The organism is Micromonospora polyrhachis (assembly GCF_014203835.1).
Classification (GTDB): domain Bacteria; phylum Actinomycetota; class Actinomycetes; order Mycobacteriales; family Micromonosporaceae; genus Micromonospora_H; species Micromonospora_H polyrhachis.
This window is the reverse complement of the sequence record NZ_JACHJW010000001.1, coordinates 4,904,497-4,922,724: the sequence shown is the minus strand read 5'-3', so window position 1 is coordinate 4,922,724 and position 18,228 is coordinate 4,904,497. Positions and strand designations below refer to the sequence as shown.

At 70.4% G+C, this 18,228-nt stretch carries 17 protein-coding genes and 1 riboswitch; of the genes, 5 read left to right on the top strand and 12 right to left on the bottom strand.

The genetic code is table 11. From position 1 onward, the window contains the following. Nucleotides 1-14: 14 nt before the first annotated feature. Nucleotides 15-638 carry a hypothetical protein gene (locus FHR38_RS21670; protein ID WP_184536389.1) on the bottom strand — a complete coding sequence of 208 codons (624 nt, stop codon included), beginning with the start codon at nucleotides 636-638 and terminating at the stop codon, nucleotides 15-17. A gap of 86 nt (nucleotides 639-724) precedes the next feature. Here FHR38_RS21670 and FHR38_RS21665 point away from each other — a divergent pair, with 86 nt between their 5' ends. Together FHR38_RS21665 and FHR38_RS21660 are read left to right on the top strand one after the other, a co-directional pair. Then, a complete protein-coding gene (locus FHR38_RS21665) occupies nucleotides 725-1,336 on the top strand; it encodes a CGNR zinc finger domain-containing protein (RefSeq protein ID WP_184536388.1) in 612 nt (203 codons plus the stop codon). A 61-nt stretch (nucleotides 1,337-1,397) separates the two neighbouring features. After that, nucleotides 1,398-2,000, top strand: a complete 603-nt coding sequence (locus tag FHR38_RS21660; RefSeq protein WP_184536387.1) for a hypothetical protein — start codon at nucleotides 1,398-1,400, stop codon at nucleotides 1,998-2,000. An 84-nt stretch (nucleotides 2,001-2,084) separates the two neighbouring features. On the opposite strand, the gene FHR38_RS21655 is transcribed toward FHR38_RS21660, so the two are convergent. The 6 genes from FHR38_RS21655 to FHR38_RS21630 all read right to left on the bottom strand — a co-directional run bounded on the left by FHR38_RS21655 (nucleotide 2,085) and on the right by FHR38_RS21630 (nucleotide 9,063). Continuing rightward, complete coding sequence (locus FHR38_RS21655; protein ID WP_184536386.1) at nucleotides 2,085-4,079, bottom strand: acyl-CoA dehydrogenase family protein; 1,995 nt, start codon at nucleotides 4,077-4,079, stop codon at nucleotides 2,085-2,087. A 147-nt stretch (nucleotides 4,080-4,226) separates the two neighbouring features. Continuing rightward, the gene (locus tag FHR38_RS21650) at nucleotides 4,227-4,736 is read right to left on the bottom strand and encodes a DUF6328 family protein (RefSeq protein WP_184536385.1); all 510 of its coding nucleotides are present in this window, start codon (nucleotides 4,734-4,736) and stop codon (nucleotides 4,227-4,229) included. Nucleotides 4,737-4,941: 205 nt separating this feature from the next. Next, a complete protein-coding gene (locus FHR38_RS21645; RefSeq protein ID WP_184536384.1) occupies nucleotides 4,942-5,691 on the bottom strand; it encodes a sugar isomerase domain-containing protein in 750 nt (249 codons plus the stop codon). 183 nt (nucleotides 5,692-5,874) lie between these two features. Next, entirely contained in the window at nucleotides 5,875-6,918 is a 1,044-nt protein-coding gene (locus tag FHR38_RS21640) for a P1 family peptidase (RefSeq protein WP_184536383.1), read from the bottom strand. 179 nt (nucleotides 6,919-7,097) lie between these two features. Then, on the bottom strand, nucleotides 7,098-7,946 hold the full coding sequence (locus FHR38_RS21635) for a TIGR03943 family putative permease subunit (protein ID WP_184536382.1): 849 nt from the start codon (nucleotides 7,944-7,946) through the stop codon (nucleotides 7,098-7,100). A 19-nt stretch (nucleotides 7,947-7,965) separates the two neighbouring features. Beyond that, nucleotides 7,966-9,063 carry a permease gene (locus FHR38_RS21630; RefSeq protein ID WP_376771422.1) on the bottom strand — a complete coding sequence of 366 codons (1,098 nt, stop codon included), beginning with the start codon at nucleotides 9,061-9,063 and terminating at the stop codon, nucleotides 7,966-7,968. A 158-nt stretch (nucleotides 9,064-9,221) separates the two neighbouring features. After that, a riboswitch (TPP riboswitch) is annotated at nucleotides 9,222-9,324 on the top strand. Nucleotides 9,325-9,400: 76 nt separating this feature from the next. On the opposite strand from FHR38_RS21630, the gene FHR38_RS21625 reads away from it, so the two are divergent. From FHR38_RS21625 to FHR38_RS21615, 3 genes are all read left to right on the top strand, one after another. Then, on the top strand, nucleotides 9,401-9,991 hold the full coding sequence (locus tag FHR38_RS21625) for an ECF transporter S component (RefSeq protein ID WP_184536381.1): 591 nt from the start codon (nucleotides 9,401-9,403) through the stop codon (nucleotides 9,989-9,991). A 97-nt stretch (nucleotides 9,992-10,088) separates the two neighbouring features. Beyond that, on the top strand, nucleotides 10,089-11,666 hold the full coding sequence (locus tag FHR38_RS21620; protein ID WP_184536380.1) for an ABC transporter ATP-binding protein: 1,578 nt from the start codon (nucleotides 10,089-10,091) through the stop codon (nucleotides 11,664-11,666). Next, the gene (locus FHR38_RS21615) at nucleotides 11,663-12,463 is read left to right on the top strand and encodes an energy-coupling factor transporter transmembrane component T family protein (RefSeq protein WP_184536379.1); all 801 of its coding nucleotides are present in this window, start codon (nucleotides 11,663-11,665) and stop codon (nucleotides 12,461-12,463) included. Before FHR38_RS21620 ends, FHR38_RS21615 begins: the two co-directional genes overlap by 4 nt. A 163-nt stretch (nucleotides 12,464-12,626) precedes the next feature. Here FHR38_RS21615 and FHR38_RS21610 read toward each other — a convergent pair whose 3' ends face one another. From FHR38_RS21610 to FHR38_RS21590, 5 genes are read right to left on the bottom strand one after another with little or no spacing between them, the layout of a single operon-like run. Continuing rightward, the gene (locus FHR38_RS21610; RefSeq protein ID WP_184536378.1) at nucleotides 12,627-13,205 is read right to left on the bottom strand and encodes a hypothetical protein; all 579 of its coding nucleotides are present in this window, start codon (nucleotides 13,203-13,205) and stop codon (nucleotides 12,627-12,629) included. 14 nt (nucleotides 13,206-13,219) lie between these two features. After that, nucleotides 13,220-14,485 carry an ABC transporter permease gene (locus FHR38_RS21605; RefSeq protein WP_184536377.1) on the bottom strand — a complete coding sequence of 422 codons (1,266 nt, stop codon included), beginning with the start codon at nucleotides 14,483-14,485 and terminating at the stop codon, nucleotides 13,220-13,222. Then, nucleotides 14,482-15,333 carry an ABC transporter ATP-binding protein gene (locus FHR38_RS21600; RefSeq protein ID WP_184536376.1) on the bottom strand — a complete coding sequence of 284 codons (852 nt, stop codon included), beginning with the start codon at nucleotides 15,331-15,333 and terminating at the stop codon, nucleotides 14,482-14,484. The genes FHR38_RS21605 and FHR38_RS21600 overlap by 4 nt, the downstream gene beginning before the upstream one ends. Continuing rightward, nucleotides 15,330-16,550, bottom strand: a complete 1,221-nt coding sequence (locus FHR38_RS21595) for an efflux RND transporter periplasmic adaptor subunit (protein ID WP_184536375.1) — start codon at nucleotides 16,548-16,550, stop codon at nucleotides 15,330-15,332. The genes FHR38_RS21600 and FHR38_RS21595 overlap by 4 nt, the downstream gene beginning before the upstream one ends. A 41-nt stretch (nucleotides 16,551-16,591) precedes the next feature. Further along, nucleotides 16,592-18,223, bottom strand: a complete 1,632-nt coding sequence (locus tag FHR38_RS21590) for a sensor histidine kinase (RefSeq protein ID WP_184536374.1) — start codon at nucleotides 18,221-18,223, stop codon at nucleotides 16,592-16,594. Nucleotides 18,224-18,228: the final 5 nt, after the last annotated feature.

Genomic DNA, 18,228 nt, shown 5'->3' with positions numbered 1-18,228 from the left:
CCAGCCTGCACCGGTCACCGTGGTCCGGCGGCCGGGTCACCGAGCGCGACACAGATGTCGTCCTGTCGGCCGATCCCCAACGTCAACCGACGGCTGCCGGTCGGGTCGATTGAGATGACGTGCAGACCGTCGAGAATGTAGTAGCCCCGAGGGTGGTGGTCCCCGGGTCGGAAGCCGAATCCGGCCGGCCCGACAATGGTGTAGCGCAGCCACCGACCGTCCGGACGGTATTCGAGTAGTCCGGAGCCGCCCGCATCCCGGCGTACGGCTCGACCGGTGTCGACGTCGACGAAGTCGACGGTCAGCGGGCCGGCGTACTCCTCGCGCCGGACCGCACCGGTGGCGTACCGGGCGAGCACCCGGACCCGCACGTCCTGGGAGACGACGCGGACGTGCAGCGGGAACGAACAGTAGCGGCCGGCCGGGGCGGTCCATTCCTCCTGGACCGACGGACGCCAGGGTTCGGGCCGATCGGTACTCCGATCCCACCGACCGGGCGGCGGTGTGCGCGGGGGGCCGGTGTCCTGAGCCGCCATCGCAGCTGCGGGTACGACGGCAGGGGCGGATACGGCGACAAGGGCCGTGGGCACCATCAGCGTTGCGAGCAGGAACCGACTCAGGATTTTCTTCAACCGCATGCCACATCACCTAACCAGTAGATGAACGCCAACCGGTGTCATCGACAGTAGTGGTTAGTTTCGCCGAGTCAAGGCACACTGTCGGCATGCACTGGGTAGAGGTAGCGGGCTATCCCATGCCCACCCCGATCGGCGGGCACCCCGCTCTGGAACTCTGCAACACCTGGGCCGGCTGGGAGGAACCACCCAGCCCGAACCGAGAATGGTTGCGCGACTTCGACCGGCTGGCGGTCTGGACCGGCCATGTCCAACTGCTCGCCCCGGCCACCGTCGCCCGGCTCCGGGAACACGGTCGCGACGATCCGGCCGGGGCGCACGACGTACTGGTGGCGATCCGTTCGTTGCGTACGGCGCTACACGACGTGCTGCTCGACCCGGGCGATGCCGCCGCCTTCCGGCAGGTTGCCGAGGTGGCGCAGTGGGCCGCCGCGGCGGCGGTGCTGACGTCCGGCCCCGACGGACTGGCCCACTGGGTGCTCCCCGACGACCTCGGCCTGACGCTTCCCCTGCTGGCCGCCGCCCGATCCGGCGCCGACCTGCTCGGCACACCCGCCCGACACCAGATAAGGGCCTGCCCCGGCACCGACTGCGGCTGGCTCTTCCTCGACCGGCGCGGCCGACGTCGCTGGTGCAGCATGGCGGACTGTGGAAACCGGGCCAAGGTACGGGCCTACGCCGCCCGACGCAAACCTGACTGAGACTCCTGCGTCGCTTCTCGTCGCGATGCCGTAAGCCATCCGCCGTGTCACGCTGTCGAACGTGAAGATTTATGCTGACCGTTTTCCCGTCGCCACCCGCCAGCTTCTCACCGACCTGCTCGTCGTCGTCTGGGTCTACCTGTGGATCCGGGGCGCGATGTGGCTGCACGACCTGGTCCAGAAACTCGCTCTGCCCGGGCAGAAGCTGGAAGGTGCCGGCGGCGGGCTCGCCGAGAATCTCGCAGACGCAAGCGGCAAGGTCGGCCGGGTACCGGTGGTCGGTGACGACCTGACCGCACCGTTCGAGAAGGCCGCTGGGGCCGCCCGTACGCTCGCCGACGCCGGCCGTGACCAGCAGGAGCTGATCGGCGAACTCGCCCTGGTGCTCGCCCTGGCCGTGCTGGTGTTCCCGCTCGGGTTGGTGCTGTTCGGCTGGCTTCCGCTGCGGGTGCGCTGGATCCGCCGGGCCACCGCCGCCGCGCACCTCCGCTCGGCTCCGGCCGGACGAGACCTGCTCGCCCTGCGCGCGCTGGCCAACCAGCCCCTACGCAAGCTCGCCCGGATCGATCCCGACGTGGTACGGGCCTGGCGGCAGGGCGACGACGCGATAGTGGACGATCTCGCCGCGCTGGAGCTACGTGGCCTCGGGCTACGTAACGGCTGACGCCTGGCCGGCGCCGGCACGCCGGGGTGGCCGGCCCACACCCCTCGGGGAGCCGGCATCCTCCGGGGCGAGCCGCTAGCGCTCTCAGGTGGGCGGGATGCGTCGGCGTACGTCCGGCACGGTGGACGGACCGGGCTGCCACGGTACGACCCAGGGCTGCTCGGCCGGCGGTGTGACCACTCCCTCCTCCAGCGAGGCGTAGCGGCCGGCCAGGATCCGCTTCGCCGCCACCACGTCAATCGAGTCGGTGTTGTCCCACAGCGCGGTGAAGAGCGCCTCGACGCGCAGCCGCGCCTGCCGACAGAACAGGTCGGCCAACTCCCGTCCCTCGGGGCGGGCGTCTCGCTCGGCATGTGCCCGCACGCAGGCCGCCGACATCGCGAACAGTTCCGCGCCGATGTCCACGATCCGACCCAGGAACGCCTGCTTGCGCTCCATCTTGCCCTGCCAGCGGGACATCGCGTAGAACGTCGACCGGGCCAGCTTGCGGGAGGTCCGTTCCACGTACCGCAGGTGTCCGGCGAGCGGCCCGTGGTCCGCGTACGAGATCGGGTTCTGCCCGGCACCGACCGTCAACGTCGGCAGCCACTTGGCGTAGAAGGCGCTGGCGCGAGCACCCGCCCTGGCCTTGCGACCCAGCCCCGCATCCGGGTCGATGATGTCGCCGGCAACCGAGAGGTGCGCGTCGACCGCCTCCCGGGCGATCAGCAGATGCATGATCTCGGTGGACCCCTCGAAGATCCGGTTGATCCGCAGATCACGGAGCAGCTGCTCGACCGCAGCGGGTCGCTCACCTCGGGCGGCCAGCGAATCGGCCGTCTCGTAGCCGCGCCCGCCCCGGATCTGGACCAGCTCGTCGGCGATCTTCCAGGCCATCTCGCTGGCGTAGAGCTTGACCAGGGCAGCCTCGATCCGGATGTCGTTACGGTCGTCGTCGGCGAGCAGGCAGCACAGATCGAGCATGGCCTCCATGGCATACGTGGTGGCGGCCATGAAGGACAGCTTGGTGGCGACTGCCTCGTGTTCGCCGACCGGACGCCCCCACTGCACCCGCTCGGCGGCCCACTCACGGGCGACGTTCAGCGACCACTTGCCGGCACCGACACACATCGCGGGCAGCGACAGTCGACCGGTGTTGAGCGTGGTCAGGGCGATCTTCAGCCCCTTGCCCTCGCCGCCGATGACGTTCTCCTTGGGAACAATCACGTCGTGGAACCGGGTCACGCTGTTCTCCAGGCCCCGCAGGCCGACGAACTCGTTGCGCCGCTCTACGGTGATCCCGTCCGAGTCCCCCTCCACGACGAAGGCGGTGATGCCGCCCCGGCGAGCCGGTCCGTCCGGGCCCGCTGGCTGCGCCGGCACCCGGGCCATCACCACCAGCAGGGTGGCGACGGTGCCGTTGGTGGCCCACAGCTTGACCCCGTTGAGGCGATAGCCGGTGCCGTCCTCGGTCGGTTCGGCGCTGGTGGCAAGTCGGGCCGGGTCGGAGCCGACATCCGGCTCGGTGAGCAGGAAGGCGGAGACCTCCCCGGCCGCGAGCCGGGGCAGAATTCGCTGCTTCTGCTCCTCGGAGCCGAACATCTTCAGCGGCTGCGGCACTCCGATCGACTGGTGCGCGGAGAGCAGCGCGCTGATGGCCGGGCTGACCGAGCCGGTGAGCATCAACGCCCGGCAGTAGTCCAGATTGGACAGCCCGAGCCCGCCGTACCGCTCGTCGATCTTCATGCCGAAGGCACCGAGCTGGGCCAGCCCGTGGAAGACCTCGTCCGGGATCGCGGCATCCCGCTCGATCTGGGTGCCGTCCACCGCCGAGCGGAGGTAGTTGTCGAGGCGAGCCAGGAACTCGTCGGCCTTGGCGGTCTTTGCGGGGTCGGGCTGCGGCCACGGGTCGATCAGGTCGAGCCGGAACCGGCCGAGGAACAACTCCTTGCCGAAGCTCGGCTTGCCCCACTCGGCCTCGCGGGCAGCCTCGGCAACCTGCCGGGCCTCCTTCTCCGAGACCTGCCCGGCCTCGGCGGGCAACGGCCCGACCCCGTCGGATCCATCGGTGACAGGTTGATTGTTCTGCGTCGTGGTCACGGCTACCCCCTAGACCGGGTACGGCGATGCCAGCGCTGCTATGGGACAACGCTACTCCGCCGGTGTTACCCAGGGGTAGTCCCACCAAATCAAGTTGCTGGATCAACCTGTCCCGCCGACACCGACGGATATCGTGTGGCCCGCAGGTCAGTCGCCGGCCGCCACCTCAGGGTCTTTCCACTCGTCTGCCTCGTCATCGTCGTCGGTCCACCGGCGTCGACGGGCAAACGGGAGCGCCGCCCAGAAGGTCAGGAACCAGATCGCGGTAAACCCACTGAGCACGAACGCGAGCGCCGGAGGCAGCACAAAGTCGGTGATCAGCAGGACCGAGCTGACCATGGCGATGAGCATGAAGGTCAGCCCACCGGTGGCCATCCGGTGCGCGTACCGGACCAGTTCCGGTTTCCGCCCCTGCCGGAACAGTGCCCGGTGGAAGGCGACCGGCGAAATGATCAGCGCGGTGGCCGCCGCGGCGGCGAGCAGCGCCACCACGTACACGTCCTTCTGGAACGCGGTGGTGTCCTCGAAGCCGGCACTGAACGGCAGGGTCAACAGGAAGGCGAAGAGGATCTGGACACCGGTCTGCGCGACTCGTAGCTCCTGTAGCAGATCGGCGAAGTTCCGCTGCCATCGCTGCCTGTCAGTTTCCCTCGACACGCTGGTCACCTCCGGCTCCGGGGCGGTTCGGGCGGTACGAGCCACCCGGGGTCGCGGCGGTGTTTGCCCGCCCGACGCGCCGGCAAAACGTGGATCCGCGCAGGTTGGCACATCGGGCGGACAGGCAGGCTCAGGCGGCGCGGTGGCAGCGGCTCAACACCGGACCGACTCAGGTGCCGTGGCAACGGATCAACGCCGGACCGGCTCAGGCGCCGCGCCGGATCCGACCCGCGTACCGCTCCTCCAGCGCGTTGTTGTGCGCGTCGCCGGCCGGGATGTTGGCCGACAGGTAGACCGGTGGGGTCTCACCCGCCTCGACCAGCTGAGCGACCACCTCGACCACGATCTGCTGGGCGAGCAGGGCGGCGGTGATCGACGACACCGCACCCACCGCACCGCCCCCGGGCAGCGGCAGGGTCGCATCCCCGTACGGGGCACCGTTGTCCAGCACCACGTCGGCGATCTCGCTGAGCTTCCGGCCGGACGGGTGGCGAGAGTCCACCCGGGACGAGTGGTCCCGAGAGGTGATCGCGATCAGCTTGTGGCCGCGCTCCTTCACCAGCAGGGCGAACTCCACGATCGAGCCGTTGACCCCGGAGTTGGAGGCCACCACGAAGATATCCTGCGGTGCCACCGGCGCGAGTTCGTAGAGTCGCTTGACGGCCGCCGGGTCCCGTTCCAGCGTGGGGCCGAGGGTGCTCGCCGGCTCGCCACCGTAGAGCACCACGTCCCGCAGCGCGATCCGGTTGGTCGGGACCAGTCCCCCGGCCCGGCCGGCGATCTCCATCGCCAGCGCCTCCGAGTGTCCGGTGCCGAAGGCGTGGATCACGCCGTCGGCGCGCAACGTCTCGGTGATCAGGTCAGCGGCTTGGCGTACCGCGTCCCGCTGCTCCGTCGAGACCCGGGCGATCGTCTCGGTGACGACCGAAAGGTAGCCCTCGGCGCTGAGTGTCATGCGTCCTCCGACCTCTGTTCGTGCTGCTGTCTTCGTTCCCGACCCGGCGAGGATTCGTATCCCGACCCGGCGAGGATTCGTTTTCCCACCCCGCGAGGACAGGATGCCGAACTACCGTCACACACGAGCACCAACTAGATCAACGCGTCGCACCCGACCCGGTCGTCGCCGCACCGCGGAAAGTCAGGCACGTGCCCCGAGTCGGCCGGCTGCGGACAACCGTCGGAGCACCGCGTCGTGCGGAACGGCATGACTGGTCCGGCCCCCCACACCCGTGGTGGTGACGGCGGTAAAGAGCGAGTTGAGCAGTGCCTCCTCGACCGCGTCCAGCACGGCGGCGAAGACCGGGTCGATCTCGCTGTCCGGGATCACCGGCCGATCAGGGCCCGCCGTACTGAACGCGACCGCATAGTCACCGCTTCCGTTGCTGTACGACGCCCCGACCCGGGCCATCGCGAAGACCGCCCGCCGGGCGAGCCGGCCAAGCTGCCGGGCGTCCAGGGGAACGTCGGTGGCCACCACGATCATGCACGAGTTGCCGGGTGGTTCGGTCCGGTCGACGGCCGGGATCAGCTCGTCGACTGGCTGCGGTACACCGAGGACGGTCAGCACCCCGCCGAAATTGGCCTGGACCAGGACACCGACGGTCGCCGATCCGTCGGCCAGCCGTACCGTCCTGGACGAGGTGCCGATGCCGGCCTTGAAGCCCAGGGCGGTAGTGCCGGTGCCGGCCCCGACGCAGCCCTCCGCCGGAGGCCCGTCGGATGCCCCGGCGATGGCGGTGAGCACGTGCTCCGCGCTGATCGGGCGACGGCGGATGTCCGAGAGGTGCCCGTCGTTCGTCTCGCCCACCAGCGGGTTGAACGACACGCCGTCCGGCCGGCGCTCCATCAGATGACCCAGCAGCGCGTCAGCCGCCCGGAACACCGACAGCGTGGCGGTCAGGACGATCGGTGACTCCAGTACGCCGAGTTCGTCCACCTGGGTCGAACCGACGAGTTTCCCGTAACCGTTGCCGGTGTACACGGCGGCCGGCAGGGTCCACCGTCCGGGACCGAGTTGGCTCGGCACGACGGCGGTGACCCCGGTGTGCAGGTCGGCACCGTCGTCGAGGGTGGTGTGCCCGACCAGGACCCCGGGCACGTCGGTGATCGCGTTGTGCTCTCCGGTGGGTATTGGCCCGACGACGATCCCGAGGTCACGGGCGCGGCGGCTGAGCTGATCCATGGGTCTCCTGTCGGGCATCGGTCTCGGTCAGCGGTGGCTCCTCGGCGGAGGACGGTCATGTGCTCCCAGTGGGCCATCCGGCTACCGTCGACCGTACGGAGCGGTCAACCGTCCCCAGGGACCGGTGTTGTTGAATTCCGGGGCGACCCGCCGGACCTTCCCCGACGCGTCGCCGACCTCTACTCGTACGGGTTCTTTGGCGGGGTGACCTGCCGCCAGGACTCGACCGTCAGGTACGGGATGGTCTCGTCGTTGACCGGGTCGGTGCCAGTCTGGTCGGTGTAACGGCCGACCACCTCCACCCAGGTGTCCGGGGCCAGCCCGGTCGGTGGATCGCCGGCCATTCCGAGCTTGATCGGACGGCCGTCGGCGGCGCAGCAGGAGAGGATCATGCGCGCCAGGATCGGCTCACCGTTCGGCCCGGTGGCGAGGAAGCCGGTGAGTTTCACTCGCCGGTCGCCGATCGACACGCCCTTGTCGAACAGCGCCCGGGACGCGTAGTCGAGCAGGCTGACCTGCACCGGGTCGCCCTCCGGCAGCGGCGGATAGTCGGAGGACACCTGCTGGCTGGACAGGGCGGTGCCAGCCTGTCCGGCCGCGAACGAGCCGAGCGCCGGTGGGGCGATCAGCAGCAGACCGAGCACCGGCAGGATCAGCAGCCAGCCGATCCGGGGTTCGTGGTGCCCCGTACCGCCGTGGTCGTGCCCGTGGTCGTCGGTGCCGGCGGGATCGGCTGGGGCGGCGGGATCGGCTGCGCCGGCTGGGGCGGCGGGATCGGCTGCGCCGGCTGGGGCGGCGGGATCGGCTGCGCCGGCTGGGCCGGCTGGGCCGGTGCTGGCGGATCGGGCCGGTCCGCGCAGGTCGTGAACCAGGGTCATCACCGCGGCGACCACCAGCAGGATCCCGGCGGCGATCAGGAAGGGCCGCAACCCCTCCTTGACGTACCGCAGGTACATGTCGGTGAGGCTGGCCTTGACCACCGCCCCACCGAGCAGCAGCAGCACGACCGCCTGCGCCTGCTTGTTCATGGCCGGACCACCGCTCTGTTCATGACAGGACCACCGCTCCCACCCCGACCGAGACTCCGACCGCGACGACGAAGGTTGTCGGCGCGAACCGGAAGGCGAACCGGCGACCGAAGACCCCGGCCTGCATGGAAATCAGCTTGAGGTCGACCATCGGGCCGACGACCAGGAACGTCAGTCGGGCGGTCAGCGAGAACTGTGACAGCGAGGCAGCCACGAAGGCGTCGGCCTCCGAACAGATCGACAACAACACCGCCAGCACGGCGAGCGCCAGCACCGAAAGCACCGGCTGGTCGGCGAGGCTCTGCAACCACCGTTCCGGCACCAGCACGTTGATGCTGGCGGCGGCCATCGCGCCGAGGACGAGGAAACCACCCGCGTGTACGACGTCGTGCCGGACCGCCGCCCAGAACGCGCGTCCCTTCGACTGGTCGTCCAGGTCGGGCCGGTACGGCAGCTTGATCCACTCGGTACGCCCGAGGCGTAGCCAGAGCCAGCCCATGACCATGGCGACGACCAGGCTCGCCCCGGCCCGGGCGGCGACCAGCTCGGGGTTGTTGGGGAAGGCGACGGCGGTGGCGGCCAGCACGATCGGGTTGATCGCCGGGGCGGCGAGCAGGAACGCCAGGGCGGCGGCCGGGGTGACGCCGCGCCGGATGAGTGACCCGGCGATCGGCACCGACCCGCACTCGCATCCGGGCAGCACCACGCCCGCGCAGCTCGCCACCGGTACGGCCAGCGCCGGATGACGAGGCAACGCCTTGGCCCAGAATGACCGGGGTACGAAGACCGCGATCACGGCGGAGAGCACGACGCCGAAGACGAGGAACGGTACCGCCTGCACCATCACCGAGACGAAGACCGTGGTCCAGGTCTGTAGTCGCGGGTCGGCGATGGCGTTGCCCAACGGTTCTCGGAAGAGAACCAACAGGATCATCAGTACGGCCAGTACCTCGACCGAGTGGTCCCGCCCAGCACCGGGACGCCGACGTCGGTGTGGTGCAGCCGGCTCGATGGTTGGCCTGGCCGGCGCGGTCGTCGACGGGGCCACGTCGATCGTCCAGTCGATCTCATCGCCCGTCGGGGCGCGACCGACGGGAGCGCGGTCGGGGGCCGTCACGGCAGTCAGTCCCTTCCGCCCGGTGTGGTGGCGCGGGCCATCGCTCGATGCTCAGGCGGGCAGCTCACCCTAACCCGAACCCGGGTGGGCACCACCACACCCGGCAGTCGGGCACTGTGCCCGGGTGCAGGTTGGTGCTAGCGTCTGCGACACAACTTCACCTCCGACAGGGGAGCGCACAGCGCTGAGAGTGCGGGCAACCGCAGACCCTCGAACCTGATCTGGGTAATGCCAGCGCAGGGAGCTCGGTCACACCTCCAGCCGCGCCGTAGTCCGTAGTTCCGGGCTCGGCGTGCGTCTTCTCCTGGTTCATGCAACGGGACTGGGAGCCAACAACATGACACAACCCGACAACCACCGATGGCGTACGGTCGATGTCGTCGTCGCCTCGGTCATCGCCGTCGCGTTCGGCGTGGTCTTCTGGGCCTGGGGCTACGTCTGGAGCGCCACCGACGCGGCCTTCGCCTTCTTCCCACCCGCCCAGTCCCTGCTCTACGGCATCTGGTTGGTGCCGGCGGTGCTGGGTGGGCTGATCATCCGTAAGCCCGGTGCGGCGCTCTACACCGAGACCGTGGCCGCGATCGTCTCCGCCCTGCTCGGCACCCAGTGGAGCGGCACGGTCATCCCACAGGGCCTGGTCCAGGGCATCGGTGCGGAACTGGCCTTCGCCGCGCTGCGTTACCGCTCGTTCAAGCTGCCGACGGCGGTGTTCGCGGGTGCCATGACCGGTCTGAGCGCGTCGCTGTTCGACTTCTTCGTGTGGAACGTCAAGACCGCGCTCTGGTCGTACCGGATCCCGTACGCGGTGGCGACGATCATCAGCGCAGCGGTGGTGGCCGGGGTCGGGGGCTGGCTGCTGACCCGGGCGCTGGCCCGGACCGGGGTGCTGGACCGGTTCCCCGCCGGCCGCGAGCGCACCGCCATCTAGCCCACCCATCCTCGTTGATCATGAAGTTATCACCCGGAAGACGGCGATATTCCGTCAATAATTTCATGATCAACGGGGCGGAAGGAGCGGGAAGAGCATGAGCGCGGTCGAGTTGCGCGGGTTCGGCTGGCGGCACGCCGGGCGAAAGGCCTGGGCGGTACGCGACGTCGACCTGCGCATCGAACACGGCGAGCGGGTGCTGCTGCTGGGCCCGTCGGGCGCCGGCAAGAGCACCCTGCTCGCCGCGCTCGCCGGCTTGCTCGCCGAGGACTCCGGAGAGCAGGCCGGCACGGTCAAGGTCGACGGACTGGACCCGCGCAAGGCCCGGGAACGGGTCGGCATCGTCTTCCAGGACCCGGCCACCCAACTCGTCATGGCCCGCTCCGGTGACGACGTCGCCTTCGGGCTGGAGAACCGGGGCGTACCGGCCGAGGAGATCTGGCCCCGGGTGGATGAGGCGCTGCGTCGGGTCGGCTTTCCCTACTTGCGGGACCGGCCCACCGCCGCACTCTCCGGCGGGGAACAACAGCGGCTCGCCCTCGCCGGGACCCTCGCCCTGCGGCCGAGCCTGCTGCTGCTCGACGAGCCCACCGCCAACCTCGACCCGGTCGGCGCGGATCTGGTCCGGGCGACCATCGCCCGGGCGGTGGACCGGGACACCACGCTGATCCTGGTCGAACACCGGGTCGCCGAGGCACTGCCGCTGGTCGACCGGGTGGTGGTGTTGGAACCGGGCGGCGGGGTACGCGCCGACGGCTCCCCCGAGGAGGTCTTCGCCCGGCACGGCACCGCGCTGGCCGAGGCGGGGGTCTGGATCCCCGGCCGGCCGACGCCGTCCCGTCGGACCACCGGCACGACCGCTGGCGACCCCTTACTCACCGCTGAACGGCTCGGCCTGCCACCCCGGCTGGCCGCAACCGATCTGACCGTACGCGCCAGCGAGGCGCTCGCCGTACTGGGACCCAACGGCGTGGGCAAGTCCACCCTGGCCCTGCTGCTGGGCGGCCTGCTCAAGCCGGGCACCGGCCGGGTGGTGGCTACCCCGGAACTGGCCGGGCGGGCAGACAGCCTGGCCGAGCGCACGGGTCGAAAAGGTCGGCTGTCCGGTCGGGAGGAGGGCGCGCCGCACCGCTGGCGGGCACCCGTACTGGCCCGCCGGATCGGGTCGGTGTTCCAGGACCCGGAGCACCAGTTCGTCACCAGCACCGTCTTCGACGAGTTGGCGCTCGGTCCCCGCCGGATCGGGCAACCTCCCGAAGCCATCAGGTCCACCGTGGACGACCTGCTGGTCCGGCTCCGGCTGGACCGGCTCGCCGGGGCCAACCCGTACACCCTGTCCGGGGGTGAGGCCCGGCGGCTGAGCGTGGCGACCGCCCTGGCCACCGCTCCCCGCCTGCTCGTCCTGGACGAGCCCACCTTCGGTCAGGACCGACGCACCTGGATCGAGCTGGTGGACCTGCTCGCCGAGCTACGCGACGCCGGGCACGGCTTGGTCACCGTCACCCACGACGCCGACTTCGTCGCCGCGCTGGCCGACCGGACCGTGACACTGGACCGAGCTGCCCCGACGCTGGACCAGACCGTGACCCTGGACCGAGCTGCCCCGACGCTGGACCAGACCGTGACCCTGGACGGGGCCATCCCGGACCCATCGGCCACCGGGGGCGCATCGTGAATCCCGTTTCCCCGATCGCGGTGACCGACGCCGTGCTGGCCCGGCGCAACCCGGTCGCCAAGCTCGCCGCCGCGCTGCTCTTCTCGTTCACCCTGATCGCCACGGTCGACCCGGTCGCTCCGGCGGTGGCCATCGCGATCGAACTGGCGGTGCTGCCGCTGTTCGGCATCCGCTACGGCGTACTGGCCCGACGGGCCTGGCCGGTACTGGCCAGTGCCCTGGGCATCGTGCTGACCATGGTGCTCTTCGCGGCCGAGCGCACTGGCCCGGTCCTGGTCACCGCCGGGCCGATCGTGGTCACCACCGGTGTGCTGGCCACCGCCCTGGGGCTGGCCCTGCGCATGATCGCGGTGGCCCTCCCCGGTGTACTGGTCTTCACCACCACTGATCCGACCGACCTGGCCGACGCGCTGATCCAGAATGCCAAGGCACCGGCCCGCTTCGCGATCGGCGCCTTGGCGGCGTTCCGGCTGGTGCCGCTGCTGGCGGCGGAGTGGCAGATGATCAGTATGGCCCGTCGGGCCCGAGGCGTGGATGCCGGTCGTAACCCGCTGGCGAAGCTACGGCTGTTCGTCTCGACCGCGTTCGCCCTGCTGGTCGGCGCGATCCGGCGCGGCACCCGGCTGGCCACCGCGATGGACGCGCGCGGCTTCGACGCCGGTACGCCCCGAACCACCGCCCGCCGGCAACACTTCACCGTTGCCGACACGGCGCTGATCGTCGGGGCGGCGGTCCTGGCCGGGGCAGCGCTCGCCGTCAGCATCCTGCTGGGCACGTTCCGCCCGCTGGTCGGTTGACGCTCAGCACACCGGTCGGTTGACGCTCAGCACGCCGGTCAGTCGAAGATCGCAACCCGGGTACGGCGATGCCGAGGCGTCTCGATCTCGTCGACCACGGCGACCACCGACGTCGTACGAACCGACCGACGCCGCATGTCACCGCCGACATCTCCCCGGCCGATCACCTGCCCTGACCGGTGACACTGGTCGCGGTGACGGTGCCGGCCGTACTCGGCCCTTCCACAGTGACCGGGTCACCGGCCTTGAGTTCCTTCAGGGTGCCGTCCCGGGCGATCCGGATCGTGGTGTCCGTGCCGGTCCGGACCGTGAGCACGGTCCCGTCGGCGGTCTGCACGTAGATGGTCGTGCCGTCCACCAGCTTGACCGTGCCGGTGGTGGTGGACGGGGTCGTGCCGGAGGCTGCCCCCGTCGGCCGGGTGCCGGCACCGGGCTGGCCGGCACCGGCTGCGCCACTGGGTTGACCGGCGCCACCCGGGAAGCCGCCCTGCCCCGTGCCACCACGTTGTCCGGGGCCGGCAGCGGTCCGACCGGCCGGGGCAGCCGGCTCGCCGTACGACTTCTGCACCTGTACGCCGATCATGAAGCCGGCCAGTAACAGCACCACCGCCCCCAGGCAGAGCGTCCACCGGTTCCACCAGCGCCGGCCGGCCGCAGCGGCGATCTGCGCGGCCAACCCGTCCCCGTCCGGGTCCCCCTGCACCTCGGCGGCCCGGCGGTCCGGCTCAACTGTTTCCGTCATGTCGTTCCCCGGGATCATTCGTAACGTAGGGCGTCGATCGGCCGAAGTCGGGCAGCCCGGCTGGCCGGAACGCTGCCGAAGAAGAGCCCGATCGCGACGGAGACGCCCAGTGCCAACACGATCGAACTCGGGACGATGACCGGCGTGACGCCGACGATGGTGAACTGACTGCCGATCAGGGCAGCCGCCACGCCCAGCCCGCCCCCGACCAGGCTCAACATGGTCGCCTCGGCCAGGAACTGGGTGAGGATCACCCGACGCGGCGCGCCCAGTGCCTTGCGAATGCCGATCTCCCGGGTCCGTTCGGTCACCGTGACCAGCATGATGTTGGTGATCCCGATGCCGCCGACCAGCAGACTGATACCGGCCACCGCACCGAGCAGCACGGTGAAGGTCTGGGCGGTCTCGGTCTGGGTCTCCAACAGTTGGGCCGCGTTCTGGATCCGGTACGGCGACGAACTCGACCCGCTTCCCGAGCCGCCCCGGCCAGCCGATCCAGCTCCCGATCCGACCCGGCTTCCCGTACCGGTCGTGGCGACCTTGAGCCGCTGGTCGAGGATCGTCGCGACCTGCGCCTCGGCAGCGGAGACCTTGGCCGAGCTGGCCGCCTCGACGATGACCGAGCTGACCGCGCCGTACCCGGTCAGGGTCTGCTGCACGGCGGTCAGCGGCGCGACGACCACGTCGTTGGCGTCCTGGAACCCGGACGAGGAACTCTTCTCCCGCAGTACGCCGACCACGGTGAAGAGCGCGCCACCGGCGGTCAACTCCTTGCCGATCGGGTCGGTGTCGGGGAACAGTTCCTCGGCGACGGTCTGCCCGATCACCACCACCCGCCGTCCCCGGTCGACGTCGGCCGCGCTGAAGGTCGCCCCTCGGCCGACGGGCGTGTTCGTCGCCACGAAGTACGTCGGGTAGCTGCCCAGGAACTGCTGGACCGAATGGTCGGCTCCCTGGTACGTGAGGGTCGTCGACGCGGTAACCACCGGGGACACCGATTTCACGTCCGGGGCCAGCACCGGGTCCTTCAGGGCGTTGGCGATCTCGACGGTGATCGCCGTGCTGCTGCTACCGCCCCGGGATGTGCTCTGCACGGTGATGGTGTTGCTGCCCAGTGCGGCGATCCGGTCGGTGATCTGCTTGGCCGAGCCGTTGCCCACCGCGACGAGCAGGATCACCGCCCCGACTCCGATCAGGACCCCGAGCATCGTCAACGCCGAGCGCAGCTTGTTGGCGGTCACTCCCCGGACGGCGAACCGCAGGATCTCGAAGAAGCTCACGAGATCCGCTCCAGCCGCATCGTCGGCTGCTCGGCCGAGCGGACCGTGTGCCGCCCGGCCCGGTCCTGGCGTACGTCGGAGGAGATCTGCCCGTCGAAGAGCTTGATCAGCCGCTTCGCCCGCTCCCCCACCTCCGTCTCATGGGTGATCAACACGATGGTCCGACCGGCCGCGTTCAGGTCGTCGAAGATGGCCAACACGTCCGCGGTGGACCGGCTGTCCAGGTTTCCGGTGGGCTCGTCGGCCAGCACCAGTGCCGGCTCGGTCACCAGGGCCCGGGCCACCGCCACCCGCTGCTGCTGGCCACCGGAGAGCTGATTGGGCTCGTGGTCGGCCCGGTCGGCCAGGCCGACCAGGTCCAACGCGGCCAGTGCCCGCCGACGCCGCTCGGCACCCTTCACCCCGGCGTACGCCAGCGGCAGCTCGACGTTGGCCACCGCGCTGCTACGGGCGATCAGGTTGAACGACTGGAAGACGAACCCGATCCGCCGGTTTCGGACCAGGGCCAACTGCCGGTCGTTGAGCTGGCTGACGTCCAGCCCGTCCAGGAGGTATTGTCCGCTGCTCGGCACGTCCAGACAGCCGAGGATGTGCATCAGCGTGGACTTGCCGGAGCCCGACGATCCCATGATCGCTACGTAGTCACCACGTTCGACGACAGCGGAGACGCCGCGCAGCGCGTGCACCGCGGCCTCGCCCTCGCCGTACACCTTGGTGAGCCGGCGGACGTCGAGCACCGGACGCCCGGCGGCGAGCCGGTCGATTGCCGGACTGTCGGCAACGGGCCGGTCGAGCACCGGACGGTCGGCGGCGAGTTGGTCGGCCCGCGGACCGAACGGGGAGGTCATCGCCCACCTCGCGAACCGCCACCGGGCTGGCCGCCACCGGGGAAGCCACCACCTGCGGGAAGGCCGCCGCCGGGCTGGCTGCCGCTGCCACCGCTGGTGCTGGTCGAGGAGGATTTAAGAACCACCTGCTCACCGGCCTGAAGACCCGACTTGATCTCCACCGCCTGGTCGCCGATCAGGCCGACCTGGACCGACCGGGTCTCCTGCTGGCCGTTCGTCAGCACGGTGACGGTGTGCCGGTTACCGGTCGTGGTGAGTGCCGCCGAGTTGACGTAGACGACGTTCTCCACCCGGCCGACGGTCACCGACACCTGGACCGTCTGGCCGGCCCGGACACCGTCGGGCAGGGTGTCCAGGCGGAGCACCACGCCATAGGTGACGACGCTGTTCACGGTGGTGGCGTTGGGATCGATCGAGACCACCTTGGCGGTGGCGGTCACGCCGGTAAGCGCGTTCCAGCTCACCGTCGCCGCCTGGTCGGCCTTCAGCTTGGTGGCGTCGGCTTCGGCGACCGACGCGGAGATCTCCAGCTTCGTCAGGTCGGCCAGTTCGATGAACCCGCCCGAGGATCCGCTCCCCTGGCTACCACCCGACGAGCCACCGGAGGATCCGCTCCCCTGGCTACCACCGCCGCTCGACGATCCACCCGAGGTACCGGATCCACCGCCGGAGGAGCCTCCGATGCTGCCATTGACCGCGACCACCGTGCCGGTCATGGGGGCCGTCAACACGGTTCTGGCCACCGCGTCCTCGGCCTCGGTGACCGCCAGCCTGGCGCTGGTCACCTGGGCTTCGGCGGTGCTGGTGTCCCCACCGGCGGCCTCCGCCCGGCTGAGCGCCGCCCGGGCCGCGACCAGGTCCGCCTTGGCCGCTTCGAGCCGGCGGTTCGTCACCGTGGGATCCACCTTGGCCAGCACCGCGCCCTTGCTGACCAGATCGCCCACCTTGACCCGGATCTCGGTGACCGTGCCGGAGGTGACGAAGGCCGCGCTGGCGGTCGAGGCACTCCGTACCGACCCGGAGGCGGAGACGCTGGCCGTCACCGTCCCCTGCGCCACCGCGATGGTCCGGGCCGCACCGCTGTCCCCTGCGGAACTCGACTCAGGTCGAACGAATGAGAAATAGGCCCACAACCCACCGCCGACGATCGCCAAACCAAGTACGACGTTGACAACCACCAATGGGCGGCGCGCTGAGAACAGACGTCGCACCGGCATGTACGCCAGCCTGCCCCGTCCGGCTCGGAGCAGACCCGGGGTTACCTCGGAGCCGGCTGGGAACCACAGGACCCGTCGTCGACCCGGTCGTCCTCGGCCGGCGTGCCGCCGTGCGGCCTCCCCGTCGGCGGGAAGTCGGGCTGACGCCCGGTCGGCAGCAGGACCCGGAACACCGAACCACGGCCCTCGCCGGTGACGAGTTCGACCCGTCCACCATGGCTCTGCACAATCGCCGCCACGATGGAGAGACCGAGCCCGGAGCCGACGCCAGGGCTACGGGTACGACTCGGGTCGACCCGGTAGAGCCGCTCGAAGATCCGGGCAGCGTGCTCGGCCGGAATACCTGGACCGTCGTCCTCGACCTCCAGCACCGCCAGGTCGCCGGCACGCTCCGCCCATCCGGACTCACTACCGGCTGCCCATTCGGGCTGGGCACCGGCGACCGCAGCCGGTTTCGTCCGCGCTGCGGTCGCCGGCAACCGACCCACCCGTACCGTGATGCGAGTCCCCTCCGGCGTATGCCGCAGTGCGTTGGCGACCAGGTTCGTCGCCACCTGGCGAAGCCGGTGCTCGTCCCCGAGCACGGTGACCGGCTCGAAACCGCCATCGTCGGGGCCGAAGGCCGCCAGCTTGACCGGCCGGTCCGGCACCCGGGCGTACGCGTCCCGGATCGTGTCCGCGGCAATCGCCAGCAGGTCGACCGGGCGATGTCTCATCGGGCGTTGCAGGTCGAGCCGGGCCAGCACCAGCAGGTCCTCGACGAGTTCGCCCATCCGGGCCGCCTCGCCCTCGATCCGTCCCATCGTCTCGTCCAGCAGCGGGCCGGGTGGCGCACCGCCCCGGCGGTAGAGCTCGGCGAACCCCCGGATCGAGGTGAGCGGCGTACGCAACTCGTGCGAGGCATCCGCGACGAACTGCCGTAGTCGCTGCTCAGAGGCGGTACGCGCGACCATCTCGGCACCGATCCGGTCGAGCATCGTGTTCAGCGCGATGCCGAGCCGGCCAGGCTCGGTGTGGGGATCGGTCTCCTCGACCCGGCGGGACAGGTCCCCCGCGGTGATCTCCGCGGAGATCGTCTCCATCCGGGTGAGCGGACGCAGTCCGATCCGCACCATCGACGCCGAGGTGAGGCCGAGCACCAGCACCACCAGCAGCAGCACCGCCGCGTCGATCAGCAACAAGCCGTCCGAGGTGGCGTCGACGTCGCGCAGGGAGTGCGCCAACGCGACCAACCCGCCGCCGTCGGTACGTTCCACGAGCACCCGCCAGTTACTGTCCCCGTCCTGGGCGGCGACCGTGAACGGGTGTCGCTCGTCGGCTCGCTGGCTCAGCTCGGCGAATCCGGCCAGACTCGGCGGGGAGAGTTCGTCGGGCCAGGTCGTTTGGGACAGCACGGTGCCGTCCGGGCGCAGGAGCAGTACCGCCTGCCCCGGACCCCCACCCGGTGGGCGGCTGGTCCGCGGGACGATCGGCCCGAAGTCCGGGGGCGGGCTACCGGTGTACGGCCGGATCGCCCGCAGCAGCTGCTCGTCGACCCGTTCGACGAGATACGAACGCAGCAGTACCAAGCCCGCCACGTTTGCCGCGATCAACGCAACCGAGGCCAGTGCGACGATCACGACCACCAGCCGGGAACGCAGGGTCCAGTGCCCCCAGCGGCGGGGCACCGGCATCGGGA

Bases quoted from the DNA above. Each gene is read 5' to 3' on its own strand.
- FHR38_RS21590 (WP_184536374.1), bottom strand. From the start codon at position 18,223: ATGCCGGTGCCCCGCCGCTGGGGGCACTGGACCCTGCGTTCCCGGCTG.
- FHR38_RS21670 (WP_184536389.1), bottom strand. From the start codon at position 638: ATGCGGTTGAAGAAAATCCTGAGTCGGTTCCTGCTCGCAACGCTGATG.
- FHR38_RS21625 (WP_184536381.1), top strand. From the start codon at position 9,401: ATGACACAACCCGACAACCACCGATGGCGTACGGTCGATGTCGTCGTC.
- FHR38_RS21665 (WP_184536388.1), top strand. From the start codon at position 725: ATGCACTGGGTAGAGGTAGCGGGCTATCCCATGCCCACCCCGATCGGC.
- FHR38_RS21635 (WP_184536382.1), bottom strand. From the start codon at position 7,946: ATGAACAAGCAGGCGCAGGCGGTCGTGCTGCTGCTGCTCGGTGGGGCG.
- FHR38_RS21640 (WP_184536383.1), bottom strand. From the start codon at position 6,918: ATGGATCAGCTCAGCCGCCGCGCCCGTGACCTCGGGATCGTCGTCGGG.
- FHR38_RS21645 (WP_184536384.1), bottom strand. From the start codon at position 5,691: ATGACACTCAGCGCCGAGGGCTACCTTTCGGTCGTCACCGAGACGATC.
- FHR38_RS21620 (WP_184536380.1), top strand. From the start codon at position 10,089: ATGAGCGCGGTCGAGTTGCGCGGGTTCGGCTGGCGGCACGCCGGGCGA.
- FHR38_RS21595 (WP_184536375.1), bottom strand. From the start codon at position 16,550: ATGCCGGTGCGACGTCTGTTCTCAGCGCGCCGCCCATTGGTGGTTGTC.
- FHR38_RS21600 (WP_184536376.1), bottom strand. From the start codon at position 15,333: ATGACCTCCCCGTTCGGTCCGCGGGCCGACCAACTCGCCGCCGACCGT.
- FHR38_RS21610 (WP_184536378.1), bottom strand. From the start codon at position 13,205: ATGACGGAAACAGTTGAGCCGGACCGCCGGGCCGCCGAGGTGCAGGGG.